Here is an 18,267-nt window from a genome sequence, read left to right on the forward strand (position 1 = left end):
CGCTGCGTGCGCGGTGCCAGAATCCGAAGGCGGCCGGAAGGAGGCGATGTGATCAAGCCCGGTGACGTCGAGTTGTTGCTCTTGACACTCTTCGGCGCGGTCTGTATGGCACTTTTTCTTGTGCTGGCGAGTCGTGTGCGAGTTGTGGTGTGGATGTTGTGGGGCGCCTGCCTTGTTCCACTCTTCCTGCTCGGCCGGAACTACGCGATGGTGGGCGTCCATCCTGTCTTCGTCCCGGACTTCTGTGCCGTGCTGGCGTTGCTCGCGACGATCGGTGTCTGGGGCCGCCGTGCCTTCTCGGAAACGCGTCTGCGCGGATTTCGGGCAGTCGCCCTCCTGTTGGCGGTCGTGACCGTGTCGGCTGTCTACCGCGGGCTCACCGCGGCTCACCCCGATCCGCTCAAAGGGGCAATCCTGGGTCTGTACCCCCTGTGGGGGTGGTTCGCGGCAACCTGGTTGCTGACCCGGCCGGAAAAGGAACTCACACGGTGGCGCTGGGTCCTGTACGTGCCCGCCGCCGGAGTCATTCTGGCTCACGTGTTCGACATTCCCCTGACGCCCGGCGCCTCGGGGCTCTATCTGGCGATCACCGGTGCTTTCGCTGTTCAGTCGCACCGTCTCGGCGACAGCAGGCCCCTCGTCTGGACACTTGTCGGGGCGGCCGTGCTCACCGCGTTCGGCAGTAAGCGGGGTGCGCTCCTGGCCGTCGTCGCCGCACTGGTGGCGACGACGATCGCGAGCCGGTCGAGTCGGGGAAGCCTGCCGCGTAAGCCGGTCATTTCGTGGGTCCTCGTCGTCGTCGCGGCCGTGGGTGTCCTGGGACTTGCCATGACGAACCAACATCTCTCCGGAGCGCCGGTGGTGGGCGGTCTGGTGTCCCGGGTGGAGGCGAGCACGAACGACCCTGACAGTGAGTCGGCGAACAATGTGGAAATCCGGTTCGCCATGTGGCGCGAAGCGCTTGACGCGGTCAGTGAGGAGCCGTTCCTCGGGGCGGGGGCAGGACGCCCGCTGGATGTCGTGTTCCAGGGCAGTCAACTGGACAAGTCCAAGTCAGGCCCGCACAACTCGTTCGTGGGATACATCTATTACCTCGGCTGGCCGGCTGGAGCCGCGATGATTCTGATCACCGCTGTCGCCCTGCGCCGCACCTGGCGGGAACGACATCATCTGGCCGCCGCCTCCTGGTTCGGAGCGACTGTCGGAGTGTGTGTCACGGCGTTCACCAACGTGGCACTGGAGACCACCTTCATGGGACTTCCCTCGTGGCTCGTCATCGCCTGTGCGTACGCGCGGGTGGGAGTTCCCCGGGGCGAGGAGACAGTGCGGAGGGACGCGTCGGGGCCAATGGTCCGGCGGGACGGCGGGCAGGGGAAGACCCTGGCCGCAGCGCGGCGGCCTCTCCCTGCCTCACCCGTGGCGCGCACGTGGGTCTGACATCGCCTGCCACGGCATGAGACGAGTGATGAAACAGACATTCGGACGGGCGTTTTTCCGAACACGGATCCCGGGTCTCTTGCGCGGCGAACCGTCACTGGCCCTGCTGGGCGTGTTGGGCGGGGCTTTCACGGGCCTCGTGGGATCACTCCTGGTGGCGCGGTTCCTCTCACCGAGCGAGCGCGGACACTATGCGACGGTCGTCGTGTTCACGATGCTCGCTCTCGCATGCCTGCAGATGGGCGGTGAGGTGGGTGTTCTGCGGGGGATCACGGACACGGAGGACGGTGGTGCGTCCTTCCTCGCCGGCTACCTGCACTGGACGCTCGTGTCCTCGGCCGCGGTCGGCATCGTCGCCGCAGCGGCGAGTCCGGCAGTTCCTTGGCTGCAGCCGCTGTGGCTCGTACCCCTCTGCGCCACCGCGGCGGTCTACTCAGGGCTGGTGGCCAGAATGACTGCGGGAATTCTGGTGAACAGCGGCGGACTGCGCCGACTGATCCTGGCGCGCACCGTCGCGAACTGCGGAACGATCCCCGGTTGTCTCCTGTGCCTCTCGTTGGGCCTCACCTCGGCATTGCAGGTGGCCACGCTGTCCTTCGTCGTACAGGGGGCATTGAACTCGTTCCTCTTCGTCCGGGCCCGATCGGCCGTGGAGTCACCGATCACGGGTTCGACCGGCTGGTGGAAGGGCAGGAAGGCACGACACCGCACCATGGCCCTGGTCTGGCGGCGCGGCAACGTGCATCTCCATGTGCTCAGCGGAAGCACGTACGTGGTGCAGCGTTCCGACCAGATGGCACTTTCCGCGCTCGGGGCGGACAGGACTCTGGGACTCTACGCCGTCGCCATGAATGTTTCAGAGGTCATCGGTTATCTCCCCGCGGCCTTGTACCCGTTGCTCTCTCGCGGGCGCCCCGACCGGCCGGTGCCGTTGAGAAGACTCCTCCTGCTGCTTGCCGTCTGCGTCGCTGCCGTCACCCCGCTTGCCTACTTCGGACTTCCGTTTCTCTACGGTGCGGAGTACGAGGCGGCTCAGCCGGCCGTCCTGCTCCTGGTGCCGGCATCCGGGATCTTCGCCGTCGGCCGGATGGTTCAGGGGATCGAACTGCGCGATCCCGAGCGGCGCATGAACCTTGCCCTGATCGCTCTGGCCGCTGCCGCCATCGAATTCGCTGCCGTATTTCTCGTCGGCGCCTCAGGGGTCATGGCTGTGGCGCTCGCCTGCTCGACGAGCTATGCCGTCTTCACCGCATGGGTCGCGTTTACACGTACTAATAAAACCTCCTCCAGTGCCTCGACGGCGCAAAGAGAGGGGGCTCCCTGGGGAAGCGGCAGGAAAATCCGGGCGGAGAATTGACTTCACTGGTGTGTCAGCTCCCGACCGCAGGAGAAATCGTCGCTACTCTCCAGGGCGAAGTGGTCAGGCGAAAGGGAGAGGTGTCATGGCGAAATCGGGATTCTATTCGCAACAACTGGTCAATGCGCCCGTGATGAGAGACCGCGACACACTGCTGCTGAGTCTCTGTGCCGGACGCCGGGTCCTGCATGTCGGCTGCGCCGACTCCCCCTTGACCGCCGAGAAACTGAACTCCGGATTGCTTCTGCACGCCAAACTCCTGCGCGAGGCGTCCGCTGTTCACGGAGTGGACATCGACCGCGTCGGCGTCGAGCTCCTGCGTGACCACCTGGGCGGTGAATACTCGGTGGTCGACGTCGCGGATCCGCGGGACAGAGGTGACCTGGTCAAGTTCAGGCCCGAGGTCATCATGGCCGGTGACGTCATCGAACACGTACGGGACGCCGCCTCGTTCCTGCGTGGCCTCGTGGACCTCATGCGGGAAGCGGGCGACGGAGTCGAGCTGATCCTCTCGACCCCCAATGGTCTGGCCGCGAAGAGCATGGTCAACACGCTGGCCGGCCTGGAGATCATCCATCCGGACCACGTTTACGTCTTCACGCCGGCCTCGCTGGCCCGCCTCGCCTCGGACTGCGGGCTGCGCCCGAACCGATGGTTCTTCTATCACGTCCACTCGGGCAGGAACGCCAGGGCCCGCGTCTACGACGCCATCTCCCACGTTGCGACCCGCCTGCGGCCGGCCTTCGCCGAAGGACAGGTCCTCGTCTGCACAGCGGCGGGCTGAAGGGCTGGGCCGCGGTACGTACCAGACTCCCGGGGCTGCGAACCCCAGTTCACGCGGTCTCCCGCTGGAGAGCGAGCAGCGCCATGGACGAACGGGGTCGCTTCTCACCGGACACCCTTGCCCGACCTGATGCGCGGCGAGTCCCGACGGGCTGCCCGTCGTCCTGGACCGCCGCCAGTCGGCTCCACCTCAGCACGTCCGGAAAGGAATCCTCCTCGTGTTCTCCACCGTCTGCGTCGTCGGCCTCGGCTACATCGGCCTGCCCACCGCCGCCGCCCTCGCCACGAACGGGATCGACGTCATCGGTGTCGACGTCAACCCCGCCACCGTCGAGCTCATCAACGCCGGCCGCGCGCCCTTCGTCGAACCCGATCTGGCGGTGGCCGTCAGCGGGGCCGTGGCCATGGGGCGGCTGCGGGCCACGGGTGCGCCCGAGGCCGCCGACGCCTTCATCATCGCCGTACCCACCCCGCTCCAGGAGGACCGTACGGCGGACCTGTCGTACGTGCGCAGTGCCGCGGTCTCGGTGGCGAAGGTGCTCAAGGCGGGTGACCTCGTCATCCTCGAGTCGACCTCGCCGCCCGGCACGACCGTGGAGCTGTCGCGGTGGCTGGCCAAGGAACGGCCCGATCTGTCCTTCCCGCACGAGGCCGGGGATGTGCCCGACGTACGGGTCGCGCACTGCCCCGAACGCGTCCTGCCGGGCCGCACGATGATCGAGATCGTGACGAACGACCGTGTCGTCGGAGGGGTGGGCGAAGGCTGCGCCGACCGGGCGCGCTCGCTCTACGAGGTGTTCGCCAAGGGGGAGTGCCTGCTCACCGACGCCACGACGGCGGAGATGGCCAAGCTCAGCGAAAACGCCTTCCGGGACGTCAACATCGCCTTCGCGAACGAGCTGTCCGTGGTCTGCGACCACCTCGGCATCGACGCCGGCGACGTCATCGCCCTGGCCAACCGTCACCCCCGCGTCGACATCCTGCGCCCGGGACCGGGCGTCGGCGGTCACTGCATCGCCGTGGACCCCTGGTTCATCGTGGGCACGGCACCGCAGCAGGCGCGCCTCATCCGGCTGGCCCGCGAAGTCAACGACGGCAGGCCCGACTACGTCATCGAAGAGGTCGTCCGGACGGCGGCCCGGTTCAAGGACCCGCGGATCGCCTGCCTCGGACTGGCCTTCAAGGCGAACATCGACGATCTGCGGGAGAGCCCCGCTCTGCACATCACGACCCGGCTGGCCGAGCGCCGGGTGGGCCGCCTGCTGGTCGCCGAGCCGCACATCACCGAACTGCCGGCCTCACTCGCCGGCCCGGGCACGGCCGAACTCGTCGACGTCACGACCGCCGTGCGCGACGCGGACATCGTCGTGCTGCTCGTCGACCACGACGCCTTCCGCGCCGTCAAACGGACCGCCCTGCGCGGCAAGGCCGTGTTCGACACGCGGGGGCTCTGGCACTGACCCCGAGCCGAACTCGGCCGGGCGTCCGCACAGCCCCATCCAGTGCCCGATCGCCCGTACGGCTCGGTCGGCGGCCCGTCCGTCGCCGTACGGGTTGACCGCCCTCGCCATCGAGGCGTAGGCATCCCGGTCGTGCAGGAGCCGGCGCACCTGCTTCACGATGTTCTCGCGGTCGGTTCCGACCAGGCGGCTCGTGCCTGCCTGGACGGCCTCCGGCCGCTCTGTGGTGTCCCGCATGACCAGAACCGGCTTTCCCAGGCCGGGCCCCTCCTCCTGGATGCCGCCGCTGTCGGTGAGGATGAGGTGGGAACGGTCCATCAGCCGGGCGAAGACGCCGTACGGGAGGGGATCCGTGAGGCGCACGCTGTCGATGCCGCCCAGGTGCGGGAGGATCGCCGACCGCACGATCGGGTTGGGATGCATCGGGAACACGGTGATCAGGTCGGGCTCGGCGCGGGCCAGGTCGGCCACCGCCTCGACGATGGACCGCATGCCGCTTCCCCATGACTCCCGGCGGTGGGCGGTCACCAGCAGGACCCGGTACATCGAGTCGTCGAGGTCGGCCAGCGCCGGATCCTCGTAGGGAGTCTTCTGGTCGACCGCCCAGCGCAGGGCGTCGATGACCGTGTTGCCGGTCACCACGACCGCGGACGGGGCGACGCCGTCCCGGATCAGGTTGTCCCGCGCGTGGCCGGTGGGCGCCAGGTGGAGGCTCGCCAGCTGGGTCGCGAGCCGGCGGTTGATCTCCTCGGGAAAGGGCGCGTATCTGTCGTCGGTCCGCAGTCCCGCCTCCAGGTGGACGACGGGGATGCGGTGGTAGAAGGCGGCGAGCGCTCCGGCGAACGCGGTCGTCGTGTCGCCCTGCACCAGTACCGCGTCCGGACGCTCACGGCTCAGCAGAGGACAAAGGCCGTTGAGGGCGCGCACGGTGATGTCGGACAGCGTCTGGCGCTCGCTCAGAATGTCCAAGTCGTGCCGTGGGACAATTTTGAAGAGAGCGTGCACCTGGTCGAGCAGACCACGGTGCTGGGCGGTTACCGTCACCACCGGATCGAAATGCGGGGACCGCTGGAGCGCTTCGATGACAGGGGCCATTTTGATGGCTTCCGGCCTTGTCCCGTAAACGACCATCAGTCGTTGCTTCACCCGATTCTCCTTCAGGACGCACCGCCATGACCGTTATCAGCCAAGCGGTTTTCTGTGCGCACTCCGGTGACGCCCGTGCCGTGTTCGCCCATGCGCGTGGAGATGTTCATCCGTCCGGGTCTTCCGGCGGGCAGTGAGCCGTTGCCGGGTGAATTTCCCTCCGTACAGTGTGTCGCGCGCCTGTCTCTCTTTTCTGAAAAGGTTAGAAATGAAAACAGTGCTCCTTTCCCCGCGTACCGGGGCCATCACGGTGGGAGAAATCCCCGCACCTGGAGCGGCCGTCGGGACGGTGCTGATCCGCAACGACTATTCCCTCATCAGCGCGGGTACGGAGCGGGCCACCGTGTCGACCGGTGCGCAGTCCCTCGTGGGCAAGGCGAAGCAGCGTCCCGAGCAGGTGAAGCAGGTTCTGGACGCCCTGAAGCAGAACGGGCTCGCCGACACCTACCGGACGGTCCAGGACAGGCTGGACAGACCGATGCAGCTCGGATACTCCTGCGCGGGAACGGTGCTCCAGACGGGCGAGGGCGTCGACGACATCCGCCCCGGCATGCGCGTCGCCGCCGCCGGGGCGCGCTACGCGTCCCACGCGGAGATCGTCGCCGTGCCGCGCAATCTCGTGGTGCCGGTGCCGGAAGGCGTCGACACCCGGTGGGCCGCCTTCACCACGGTCGGCGCGATCGCGCTCCACGGCATCCACCAGGCGGATGCGGTGCCGGGCTCGCGGATCGCCGTGATCGGCCTGGGACTCGTCGGCCAGATCACGCTCCACCTGCTGCGGGCCTACGGTTACGACGCCGTCGGCATCGACCCCGACCCGGCCATGGTGAGGCTCGCGGAGTCGGCGGGGCTGACGGCGTACTCACGGGCGGCGGACGACCTGGCCGGGCGACTGACCCGGCGCTGGGCGGGCGCCGGCGCGGACGCCGTGCTCATCACGGCGGCGACCTCGAGTTCCGATCCCGTCGAGTTCGCCGGCCGGCTCGCCCGTGACCGCGCCACCGTGGTGGTCGTCGGCGACGTACACGTCCTGCCGCCGCGGTCGTCCTACTACCACAAGGAGCTGACGATCCGTTACGCGCGCTCCTACGGTCCGGGCCGCTACGATCCGCGCTTCGAGGAGAGCGGCCACCCCTACCCCGAGGGGTACGTGCCCTGGACCGAGCGGCGCAACCTCGCCGAGGTGCTCCGGCTGCTGGCGGCGGGCGCGGTGGACTTCGCGGCGCTGGAGCCCCGCGTCTTCCCCATCGAGGAAGCGGCCGACGCCTACCGGGCGCTGGAGCCGTCGGCCACCGGACGGAGCGTGGCCCTGCTCCTGCGCTATGCCGGAACCGCACAGCTGTCGTCCCCTCCCTCGGTGCCGGTCCGCTCCCGCAGCTGGACCGCCCCTCGGCAGACGCTGCGGGTCGCGGCCATCGGCGCGGGCAACTTCGCCACCAAGATGCTCTTCCCCCAGCTGAAGAGGGAGCCCGGCGTCCAGTTCTCGTGGATCGCCAGCGGCCGCGGGCTGTCGGCCGCGCACCAGGGCAGGCGCTGGGGCTTCCGTACGGTCGTGGACAGCGCCGAGGTCGGCCTCGCCTCCGGCGACGCCGACTGCGTGATGGTGCTCAGCCGCCACGACAGCCACGGCCGGTACGCGACGCAGGTCCTGCGCAGCGGTGCGGCCCTGTACTGCGAGAAGCCGCTGGGTCTGACGGAGGCCGAGCTGGAGGACCTCGCGGACGCCTGGCTGACGAGCGGTGCCCCGGCGATGGCGGGGTTCAACCGGCGGTTCGCCCCCGCGATGCGTGACCTCCGTGCGGCGCTGCCGGCCGGGGCGCCCCTCCAGATCACCTATCGGGTCTTCGCGGGCCGCCTCCCGGCCGACCACTGGTACTTCGACTCCCGGCAGGGCGGTCGGCTGCTCGGCGAGATGTGCCACTTCATCGACGCGGCGGGCTTCCTCGCTCCCGGACGGCCGCTCGATGTGCGGGCCACCGGAGTGGATGCCCGCAACCCGGTCACCGCGCAGAGCGTGACCCTCCACGTCACCTACGACGACGGCTCGACCGCGTCCATCGTGTACGGAGGGGTGACGCCGCCCGGTGCGCCCAAGGAACTCCTTGAGGTGGCCACCGACGGTCTCGCGGCCAGGATCGAGGACTTCCACTCGCTCACCGCGTGGCAGGGCGGCAGACCCGTCACGAAGAAGTACCGCGGCGCGCAGAAGGGACACGCCGCCGAGATGACCGCGCTGGTCGGCCTGGTCCGGAATCGGCCGGCCGACGCGGAGGCCGCCCACGGGACGGACTTCTCCTCGGCGCTGTGGAGTTCGCTGGTGGCCTGCCGCGCCGCCGACGCGCTCGCGGCCGACCGCGCGGTGGAGACGGCCCCTGCCACTCCCGCCCTGGCCAGGGCGCTGGGCCGGCCGGTTCACCGTACCGCCCAGGTACCCTCCGTACCGAAGCCGTCCAGCGGCCCTTCCTCGGAGGCCACGCTCTGATGTGCGGCTTCGTCGCCCTGCTCAACCAGAGCGCACTGTCCTCACCGCAGCCGCACACCGACCCGTGCGCGGCGCTCGCGCACCGGGGCCCCGACGCGTGCGGCCACCTGGATCTGCATGGGTGGGGCTGGCACACGGCGCTGCACTTCCGGCGCCTGGCCGTCGTGGACCTCGATCCGAGGAGCGACCAGCCCTTCGGCTCCCCGGACCGTGGCGTCCTGGTCTACAACGGCGAGATCTACAACGTCCCGCAGCTGCGGGAGACGCTGCGCGGGCGACGGGTGACGTTCACGACCGAGGGCGACACCGAGGTCCTGTACGAACTGCTGATGCAGCCGGATGCGGCACAGCTGCTCGACCAGGTGGACGGGATGTTCGCCTTCGCTCTCGTTCTCCCCGACGGAGAGCTGCGCTACGGGCGCGACCGGCTGGGCGTCAAGCCGCTGTACATGGCGTCGGACGGGGCCGGCCGGCTGGCGGCGCTGGCCAGTGAGATCGAACCGTTGCGTGCCGCGGGTCTGGCGGGCGACGCCGACCCGGTCGCGGTGGCGCAAGGTGCCATGTTCCTGTGGACGCCGCCGCCCAGGACGGGCTGGCAACGGGTGCGGGCGGTCCCGGCCGGAACCGCGCTGACCTGCCGTCCCCCGCGATATGACCACCCGTCGGTGTGGTGGCGGGCCGGTTCCCCCGCGCCCGTCGAGGACATCGGCGCCGCCGTCCGGGAGTCGGTCGCCCGCCAGGTGCGCGCGGACGTCACCGTGGGTCTCTTGCTCAGCGGAGGACTGGACAGCACCTGGCTCGGCGTGGAGCTGGCCAGGCAGGGCTTCACCGGGCCCGCCTTCGCGGCCAGACCGCGCCGGAGCGCGGCGAACTCCGCCGAGCCGTTCGAGGACGACGCCCCGTACGCCGCCAGGGTCGCGCGCCGCCTGGACCTGCCGCTGACATGGGTCGACCTGGACGTCGACGTGCTGCGCCGGATCCCGGAACTCGTCACCACGATGGAGCTGCCGTTCGGTGACCCCGCCGCCTTCGCCCTCATGCAACTCTCCCGCGCCGCACGTGACCGGTCGACCGTGCTGCTGTCGGGGCTCGGGGTGGAGGAACTCTTTCTCGGATACGAGCGCTATCAGGCTGTACGGCTGCTGCAGCGCCTGCCCGCCTGGGCGCGCCCTGCCCTCGGCGCCACCGCCGTCGTACCCCGGCCGCGGCGCTATCGAGGACGCGCCGACAAGTTCGACCGGCTGCTCCAGCTCGGTCCCCGCGACTGGGCCTGGGCGACGCAGGCGTACTACTCCGGGCGGGAGTGGGCGGCTCTCTCCCCCCTCGTCGGGCTGGAAGCGGTGACCGAACGGCACCGCGAGGTGGCGGGCACCGTGCTCGACAACGGTGGGACGCCCCTCGCCGCGCTCGCCGAATGCGACCGGCGGCTGTTCCTGCCGGGCCTGAACCTGCTCTACGGCGACCGCGCCTCGATGCGTGCGAGCGTGGAGCTGCGCGTGCCGTTCCTCGGTGAGCCGGTGGTGGCCTGCGGCCTCGGAGCCGTCGCCGAGGACCAGCTGTGTCTCGGCAACGGCAAGGCGCGCTTCCGCGCGGCGGCGGTCGCGTCCGGGGTTCCCGAGTTCGTCGCCCGGCGCCCCAAGACCGGGTTCGGAGCGCCGGTGCGGTCGCTGCTGCGCGAGCACGGTGCCCGGTTGTGGCCTCAGGTGCGGCGCTCGCCGGTGTTCGACGACGTCTTCCACCGGCAGGCCGCCGACCGGTTCGTGACCGAGCATCTGACGGGGGAGCGGGACCGGGGACTGGCCGTGTTCGGGCTGTTCTGCGCGGCCGTGTGGTGGGAGCGGAACGTCACCGGCGGCCCGGGGCGGACCGCGGACGTCCTGTCCGGTTACGCGGTCCCTGCCGCCGACTGATCGGCCGGGGCGTGGCGCGGACCCGGCGCCGTGTCCCGGGCCGGCAGCAGCGAGTGCAGGGCGGTCAACGCATCGAGCAGGGGGGCGACGCTCCACCGGGGCGACTCCCACAGGGCGCGGTTGCCCGGGGCGGCACCGGCCGGCGTGTTCGTGCCGAGGCCGGGGTACCGGGCCGTGACGGCCGCCAGCACGGCGCAGGCGAAGTCGGTCGGCGCGAAGCCGCGTTCGGCCGCCCACGCGGCCATCCGCACCGCCGTGGCGTCGTTGTTCGGGTCCCGCCTGGTCCGGCCCTCGGCGAAGTACCGCGGCAGGGGGCCGTCGAACAGGGCCCGCAGGTAGTGGCGTGCGCCTCGTTCGAGAGGGGCCCGGACGTCCAGGTCCAGCCGCGACGCCGCCTGTTCGAGGCGGAGCAGCACGTACCCGGTGTGGAAGCCGTCCACCCAGCCCAGTCGCGGGCCTTCCCCGTAGGGCCAGGAGCCGTCGGCGCGCTGAGCGCCCAGGCTCGTCTCGACCGCGCGGTGGGCCGCGGCGGAGAGACGGCGCGTCAGGTCACCGGGCAGCCGTTCGGTGTCGGCCAGGCGGGAGGCGAGCGAGGCACCCATGAGGTTGGCGTTGTGGATCAGGACGCGGCTCGTCGGGGTGTAGGTGAAGAACACCCCGTTGTGCAGGTGGTCGAGAAGGCCGCGGGCAAGTGAGTGCACGGCCTCGTCACCGAGCGTCCCGGTGTCCAGGCAGCCGTCCGCGCAGAAGGTGGTGGCCACGAGGTTCGGCAGCGACGCGGGGTAGTACGACCAGCGGGTCTGTACGTCGAACTCGTACCGCCACAGGCCGGCGTAGCGTCCGGTCAGCTGCTCGGCCGCGGTCCGTCGTCCCAGGCGCAGGGCGCGCTCCCGCCACAGGGGCGAGGCCGAGAGCCGGGCGCAGGCACCGGCCGCCGTCCCGGTGGCCGTGGCGGTGTGCATCGGACGGATGCCCAGGCCCGGCCGCAGGTCGATCGGGCTGCGCTTGACGGTCTGCAGCAGCACCTGTCGCAGGACCCGATGCACCGCCAGCCGCCCCAGCGGGCCGGTGAGCCCGTCGTAGGGGTCGGGACCGGCCCAGTCGCGGGCGTCCGCCCACTGGAACAGATCGTCTGCCATGGCCCGTACGGTGTCGGCGTCCGGGGTCATGGGGACGTGGGTGCGCGCCGCGGCGTGCGGCGCCGAAGGGCGTGCCGGCATGGGAGCTCCGGATGTCTCGTGGTGTCCGTGGACGCCTCCGGGCGGCGTCATGAGGAGGTGTCAGTAGGCGCCGGTGCCGGAGACGACGGCCCGGACCGTCCGGCAGAGCACCCCGAGGTCCAGGGAGGGGGACCAGTTGTCGACGTAGCGCAGGTCCAGGGCGACGGTCTCGTCCCACGACAGGTCGGAGCGGCCGCTGACCTGCCACAGGCCGGTGAGGCCAGGTTTGACCGCCAGCCGGCGCCGCTCCATCTCGTCGTAACCGGCGGCCTCGTCGGGAAGAGGCGGCCTCGGACCCACGAGGGACATGTGCCCCCACAGCACATTGAACAGCTGGGGGAGTTCGTCCAGGGAACAGCGGCGCAGCAGCCTGCCGACCCGGGTGACTCGCGGATCGCGGCGGATCTTGAACATCCGTCCGTCGTGCTCGTTGAACCCGGCGAGCTGGTGCTTCAGCCGATCGGCGTTCGCGACCATGGTGCGGAACTTGGCCATGGTGAAGGTCTGGCCACCCTGCCCGACCCGGGTCTGGCGGTGCAGCACGGGTCCGGGTGAGTCCAGGCGCACGGCGAGGGCCACCGTCGCGAACACCGGCGCGAGGAGCAGGATCAGCAGCGCCGCGCCCAGCCGGTCCGTCACCGACTTCAGCAGGGCCGCGGCGCCCCGACGCAGGGGCGGGGCCACTTTCAGCATCGTGAGCCCGGCGACCGACGAGACGTCCACGCGGCGTTGCGCCACCTCGGTGAGGCCCGGCACGAGCACCAGCGGGCGCTCGTCGCCGTGCACGGCCCACGACAGCCGTCGCAGGCGGGTGCCGGTCATGTGCAGTCCCGGTACGACGAGAACCACGTTCACGTCGAGCCGTCGGGCCGCCTCCAGCACGGGGGTGGCGTCGGCCGACGGGCGCGGCGGTGCCTCCTGGCTGAGGCGGGCGACGACCGGGGCGAGCGACTGGGGGTTCTCGTCGCCGATCGGGCACATACCCACCACGACGAACTCGTGGTCGGTCCGTTTCGCGAGGTGGCCCACCAGGCCGTCGATGGCACCCGCCTCGCCGATCACCAGGGCCCGGCGGACGGTGCGTCCGAGACGGCGTCGGGCGAGCAGGTGACGGCTGATCAGTGCGTGGCCCGCCGCGCTCATCGGGGCGCAGGGCAGGAGCCCGGCCAGCGCGACGAGGAACGGGGACTCCTCATACGTGGCCGCCCGCACCACCGCGAGCAGTCCGACCAGCACCAGCCAGTCCTGCAGCGCGAGTCGGGCGTTGCCGCGCTCACCGAGAACGTGCTCGCCGTAGCGTGCCCGTGAGGCGCGCACCAGCAGCCAAGTGACGGTGGCCACTGCCGCGCAGGCCGCGGGGTCCGCTCCGTCGGCCAGGCCGAAGGCCAGGTATACCGGCAGTGCCGCGCTGACCGCGTCCGCGGCGATCGCGGCCGGCGCGTACCAGGCGGGCTTGACCGTTCGACGCCGGGCCCGTGGACTCTCCCGGCCGAGTCGTTCCTGCGCAGGCTCTGTCGCACGTGTGTGTGGCAAAGTCTCCCCGAACAACCACATTCGCCCTCCAACCGCTCCAACGGGACGAGGCCGAGTGTGTACGCAGGTTGACGCCGGAGCGGGCCGCGACGCTGGGCCGCGGTGAACTCTCACCCGATCAGCAGCACCGGTGGACCCGTGTCGGACGCATTGCCCGGACCCCCGGGCGGGTCCGCTACGCGGGGACGAAACGGACGCGGAACGTCTTCGGCCAGAACTTACCGGTGATCAGGAACTGGTCGGTACCGGGGACGGCGGCGACGCCGTTCAGGGCGGAACCCTGCACACGTTCGTCCGCGCGGAGCAGGCCGCCGGCGTCGATGCTCGCCGTCACCGCACCGGTGGCGGAGTCGACGCGCACGATCCGGTCGGTGGGCAGGACGTTGGCGTAGACGGACTCGCCGACGCACTCCAGTTCGTTCAGCGCCGTCACCTCCCGGCCGTTCTGGGTGACGGTGATGCCGCCCGTCCCGGCGAGCGTCCTTGTGTCCCGGAACGTCAGCCGGGACGATCCGTCGCTCGTCACCAGCCGGTTCGTGGACCGCTGGTGGCACACGCCCCAGCCGTCGGCGGGATACGGGACACGACGCACCTCCGCGAGCGTGCTCGCGTCGCGTTCGATGGCGATCCGGTTGCGCCAGGTGAGCTGCCAGAGCCGCTGGCCCACCAGGGTGATTCCCTCGCCGAACAACGGCGCGGGCAGCGCCGTGCTGACCGTCGGGTGCCCGCCGGGCGGGCCGAACCGCACCGAGGACCGCCCGGCCAGACCGGTGCCCTCGTACAGCGTTCCGCCGGCCATCTCCAGCCCCTGGGTGAACGCCTGCGGATCGTGCGGAAGAGTCTCGAGCACCTTGACGCGCAACTGCTGGACACCGTCCGCGGAGGCCGGCTCGGCGGCCGCTGCCCGGCTCCCGGAGGCAGCGCCGGACGAGGGGTGCTCCGGAGCGTCCCCCGTCGCGCACGAGGTGAGCAGTGTCCCCGCCAGCACGGCCGCCACCGCGGCTCGTACCTGGTCAGACACGGCAGACACCCCCCTGCCCCACTGTCGCCTTGAGCGGTGTCACCAGCGGTTGGCGCAGAAAGACGGGGGCGCGGTCCGCGTGCGGCTCCAGCAGGCGCAGCACCAGCGTGCGACGGGACTGGGCGGGCAGCTCCAGATCGAGGGTGTACACCGGATGGCCGCGTTCGACACCGGGGGAGACCTGCACCGGACGGCCGTCCAGGGTGGCTCCGGCCAGCTTCGCGCCGACGCCGGCGTAATAGGACACGAGGAGCCTGTTGTCGCCCGGCCGAGGGCGATGGGCGTGGGAGTCCACTCGCAGAGTGACATAGTCGGGCAGGCCCGAAGCCGGTGCCCGGTTGGTGAGCGTCACCGTCGCGGTGACCGACCGGTGGGCACCGGGGCAGTCGTCCGGCGCCCAGACGAGGCTGCGGTCGAGGTAGTAGTCCAGCTTGGAGCCGGCCGCGTTGTTCACGACCAGCCCTGCGAAGGGACCGGGAGCGTCCGGGACCACGCCGGAGAACGGACGTGACCGGATGAGCCGCTGCTCGGCCGCGTGGGCGCTCCACACCTTCAGATGCCCGTCCCGCTGGGCCTCGTACGCGGCGCCGAGCATCGCGGGCAGCAGACTCGTGTTCCCGGTCGCATCCATCAGCCGTCCGGCGGCGGCGCGGGCGGCCGCCACGAAGAACGCCTTGCGCTCGGTGGTGTCCTCGTGGGCCGCGTAGCTCGCCCGCTCGGTGATGTCCACGACGTTGTCGGCGGTGAGCACGGTGCCGTCGGGCATGCGGGCCGCACCGGTGACGCGCAGGAGCCGGCTCAGCACGGCGGGATCGACGGCGATGACGCCGTCGACCTGCTCGCCGGTGTGCTGACGCCAGGCCGCGGTCCAGATGCGGGCCGCGTAGGGAAAGTGCGGGCTCATGTTGGAGTTGGCCCAGACGCGCGTGGGGGCGCTTCTGCCGTACTGGGCCGCGAAGTCCGCTCCGAGATCCACGTCCGCGCGGACGGTGGCCATCTCGGTGTTGTTGCCGAAACGCGTGAAGGCCAGACGGCCGTGCTCGGCCCGCAGCACGGCGAAGGCCCCCGGGATGCCCCCGGTGCCGCGTGCCTCGGCGGTGTTCTGGAACGCGAGGAAGTACTGCCGCTCTCCGTGCTCCCCGAGCATCGGAGGCAGGAGCCTGGCCGCGACGGCGGCGTCGGTCATGGCCGGGGTGACGCGGCCGAGCTGCCGCGAGAGCTCCTCACGCGCCCGGTCGGCCGCCGACAGCCAGGTGGACCCCGGCAGCCGATCGACGTCGGCCCGCGCCTGTGCGGCGACGCGTGAGGCCCGCTCCAGCTCCGGAGCGTGCTCCTCCAGCGCCAGGAGAGCCTGGGACACGCTGCCGGAGCCGCTTGCCGTGACGGCGGGAAGAGCGCGCGCCAGCGGCGCCAGCACATCGCCGGTCAGCCGGTCCGCCGCGTGCGCGGTGCCGCGCACGGTCTCGATCGGGCGGCCGAGGAACGGCAGTTGAGCGGCGGCGTACCAGGCCGGGCCCGTGGTGAGGGCATGCGCCCGCGCGGCATGTGCGGCCGCGGAACGGATCGCCTGCTCCCCGGCGGACGCACGCGACGTGCCGGATGCCTGATCGGACGCCGGCGCGAGGGCGACCGACCGCCGCAGCGCTTGGAGTTCCTTCTGGGCCATGAGCAGTTCGGAGCGGGCGAGCATTCCCGTGACCCCGATCCAGGCGGCGCCGGCCAGGGTGAGCGCGGCGACGGCCAACAGCGTGTTCCGGAGGGTACGTTGCCGCGCCGAAGGGGGACGTCGTGCGACGCGCGTACGCATATGACGCTCCGTCATGAACGTCCTCACTCTCCTGGGTCGCTTCTCCGGCCGAAGCGGCGTCGGCCCTTGACCATGACTGAATACACGGCCGGTCGGCCCACATGGCCGCGGAACGGTGCGGCGTTGCCAGGAAGCCACCGGATGGGTTAGCGCCCGGTCTTCCGCGGGCTGTTTGCCGGGCCGACATGGGGGTGGCTACCTGGACTGAGGTGAGGGAAGCCCTATGTTCAGCAGTGCACATAGGGAACAAAACGTCTTCTTCGGGCGGTTTCCTCGGTTCTATGAGGGGTGCAGGTTGGATCTCCACGGATTCCTGAAGGCTCTTGCCAGACGCTGGCCGACCGTCGTCGTCTGCCTGGTTCTCGCGTGCGGGGCGGCGTTCGCCGTCACGAGCCTGAGCACCCCCGTCTACGAGGCCAGGACTCAGCTCTTCGTCGCCACCCGTACCAGCGAGGACACCACTCAACTGAGCCAGGGACAGACCTTCTCCCAGGCCCGCGTGCAGTCGTACGCCGCCATCGTGACGACTCGTCAGGTGACCGGGCCCGTGGTACAGCGGCTGAAACTGCGCACCACACCGGAGGAGCTGGCGTCCCGGATCACCGCCGAGGCGCCGCTCAACACCGTGCTCATCAACATCACCGTCCGGGACACCGAACCCCGGCGTGCCGCCCGGATCGCCAATGCCGTCGCCGGGCGTTTCAGCGCTGTCGTAGAGCGGCTGGAGACACCCGCGCGCACGGCCTCGGGCCCGTCGGACACGGAGGACGCACCAGTCTCCCCGGTCTCCCTGGGACTCACCCAGGAGGCCGTCGCGCCCGCCGAACCCGTCTCTCCGCGCCCGCTGCTCAACATGGTCGCCGGAGCGTTCGGCGGACTGCTGCTGGGCGCCGGACTCGTCGTCCTGCGTGAGACCCTCGACACCACCCTCAAGACCAGCCAGTCGCTCGGCGAGCTCACCGGGCTGCCGAGCCTCGGATCCATCCCGTACGACCGGAACGCGCCCCGCCAGCCGCTGGTCGCCGCCGCCGGGCACTCCAGGCGCGCCGAGGCATTCCGTAAACTGCGCACCAATCTGCAGTTCGCACAGGTCGACGACCGTCCGCGCATCATCATGGTGACCAGCTCGGTGCCGGGCGAAGGCAAGACCAACACCGCCGTGAACCTGGCGCTCTCCCTCGCCGAGGCGGGTGTCTCCGTCTGCCTGGTGGACTGCGATCTGCGCCGGCCCTGCGTGGCCAGGACCTTCGGCCTCGTCCAGGACGCCGGACTCACCACTGTGCTCATCGGGCAGGCGCGTGCCGCGGAAGTGATGCAGCAGGCGGACGGCCGGCTCTCGGTGCTCGCCAGCGGCCCCGTGCCGCCCAACCCCACCGAGTTGCTCGCCTCCGCACGCATGGGTGAGGTCCTGCGTGAGCTCGCGAGCACCTACGAAGTGGTGATCGTCGACACCGCCCCGCTGCTGCCGGTCGCCGACACCGTCGGACTCGCTCCCCTCGCCCAGGGCGCGCTGCTCGTCGTACGCGCCTCGAAGACCAACCGTGACCAGGTCCGCACAGCCGCCGATGCGCTGGAGCGCGTGGGCGGCCACATCCTCGGGACCGTCTTCAACATGGCCCCGGCCCCCAAGGGCGACCGTTACGGGGCCTACGGCGAGTACGGCGAACTCCCCTCACCTCGCGCCTCGGTCCACCAGGAGGAGGCCGGTACGCCCGCCCGTGCGGACCTCACAGGCGGAAAGTGACCGGCCCCTGTGCGTCGCCGCACCGCCGAACCACCGGGATCGACGGGGCCGCCAGGATCATGGCCGACTCGGCGTCGCGATCGCTGACGGTGACTGTCCTCGGGCTGGTGTATGCCTCCGTGTGGGGGACGCGTTCACTCGATACGGTGGACGACGGGCGACCAGGGCGGGGCCCCCGCACCGTTGACGGGCGCAGGGACGTTCCACCGACATGGACAGCACTGAAACAGCGCGGTGCTTTCTCGGGAACGACACCGCGTCCCCTTCGTACGCTCAACCGACCAGCGTGTACCTGCCGGAGCAAACCGAAACACAGTGGGTTTCCTTCGCGGCCTCCGCCGAGGGCGACTCGTGGGCCATCGCCGCA

General features: G+C 70.7%; 11 protein-coding genes and 1 pseudogene. 7 read left to right on the plus strand and 5 right to left on the minus strand.

What is annotated here, in order from left to right:
• Positions 1–48 precede the first annotated feature (48 nt).
• From ACH5AC_RS10045 to wecC, 4 genes and pseudogenes are all read left to right on the plus strand, one after another.
• Positions 49–1,437: an O-antigen ligase family protein gene (locus ACH5AC_RS10045; protein WP_398861247.1), complete on the plus strand. Its 1,389-nt coding sequence runs from the start codon at positions 49–51 to the stop codon at positions 1,435–1,437.
• A gap of 28 nt (positions 1,438–1,465) precedes the next feature.
• Complete coding sequence (locus ACH5AC_RS10050; RefSeq protein ID WP_398861248.1) at positions 1,466–2,794, plus strand: hypothetical protein; 1,329 nt, start codon at positions 1,466–1,468, stop codon at positions 2,792–2,794.
• Positions 2,795–2,927: 133 nt separating this feature from the next.
• Positions 2,928–3,578: a class I SAM-dependent methyltransferase gene (locus ACH5AC_RS10055; RefSeq protein ID WP_398861249.1), complete on the plus strand. Its 651-nt coding sequence runs from the start codon at positions 2,928–2,930 to the stop codon at positions 3,576–3,578.
• A 217-nt stretch (positions 3,579–3,795) separates the two neighbouring features.
• Positions 3,796–4,971: pseudogene (gene wecC / locus ACH5AC_RS10060) on the plus strand (UDP-N-acetyl-D-mannosamine dehydrogenase); the annotation flags it as partial.
• Here the strand turns inward: wecC and wecB are convergent.
• A complete protein-coding gene (gene wecB / locus ACH5AC_RS10065) occupies positions 4,876–6,183 on the minus strand; it encodes a non-hydrolyzing UDP-N-acetylglucosamine 2-epimerase (RefSeq protein WP_398861250.1) in 1,308 nt (435 codons plus the stop codon). The pseudogene wecC and the gene wecB overlap by 96 nt on opposite strands.
• A 208-nt stretch (positions 6,184–6,391) precedes the next feature.
• Here wecB and ACH5AC_RS10070 point away from each other — a divergent pair, with 208 nt between their 5' ends.
• Entirely contained in the window at positions 6,392–8,665 is a 2,274-nt protein-coding gene (locus ACH5AC_RS10070; RefSeq protein ID WP_398861251.1) for a bi-domain-containing oxidoreductase, read from the plus strand.
• Positions 8,665–10,575, plus strand: a complete 1,911-nt coding sequence (locus tag ACH5AC_RS10075; protein ID WP_398861252.1) for an asparagine synthetase B family protein — start codon at positions 8,665–8,667, stop codon at positions 10,573–10,575. The genes ACH5AC_RS10070 and ACH5AC_RS10075 overlap by 1 nt, the downstream gene beginning before the upstream one ends.
• Here ACH5AC_RS10075 and ACH5AC_RS10080 read toward each other — a convergent pair.
• The 4 genes from ACH5AC_RS10080 to ACH5AC_RS10095 form a co-directional block, all read right to left on the minus strand.
• Positions 10,551–11,714 carry a hypothetical protein gene (locus ACH5AC_RS10080; RefSeq protein WP_398861253.1) on the minus strand — a complete coding sequence of 388 codons (1,164 nt, stop codon included), beginning with the start codon at positions 11,712–11,714 and terminating at the stop codon, positions 10,551–10,553. The two genes, ACH5AC_RS10075 and ACH5AC_RS10080, sit on opposite strands and share 25 nt — an antisense overlap.
• 141 nt (positions 11,715–11,855) lie before the next feature.
• Positions 11,856–13,349 carry a sugar transferase gene (locus ACH5AC_RS10085; protein WP_398861254.1) on the minus strand — a complete coding sequence of 498 codons (1,494 nt, stop codon included), beginning with the start codon at positions 13,347–13,349 and terminating at the stop codon, positions 11,856–11,858.
• A 154-nt stretch (positions 13,350–13,503) separates the two neighbouring features.
• Complete coding sequence (locus tag ACH5AC_RS10090; protein WP_398861255.1) at positions 13,504–14,349, minus strand: glutaminyl-peptide cyclotransferase; 846 nt, start codon at positions 14,347–14,349, stop codon at positions 13,504–13,506.
• Positions 14,342–16,093: a DUF4012 domain-containing protein gene (locus ACH5AC_RS10095; protein WP_398861256.1), complete on the minus strand. Its 1,752-nt coding sequence runs from the start codon at positions 16,091–16,093 to the stop codon at positions 14,342–14,344. The genes ACH5AC_RS10090 and ACH5AC_RS10095 overlap by 8 nt, the downstream gene beginning before the upstream one ends.
• Before the next feature lie 358 nt (positions 16,094–16,451).
• Between ACH5AC_RS10095 and ACH5AC_RS10100 the strand changes: the two genes are divergently transcribed.
• Positions 16,452–17,900 carry a polysaccharide biosynthesis tyrosine autokinase gene (locus tag ACH5AC_RS10100; protein WP_398861257.1) on the plus strand — a complete coding sequence of 483 codons (1,449 nt, stop codon included), beginning with the start codon at positions 16,452–16,454 and terminating at the stop codon, positions 17,898–17,900.
• Positions 17,901–18,267: the final 367 nt, after the last annotated feature.

The sequence above is a fragment of the Streptomyces sp. NPDC018693 genome (assembly GCF_044391385.1).
Taxonomy (GTDB): domain Bacteria; phylum Actinomycetota; class Actinomycetes; order Streptomycetales; family Streptomycetaceae; genus Streptomyces.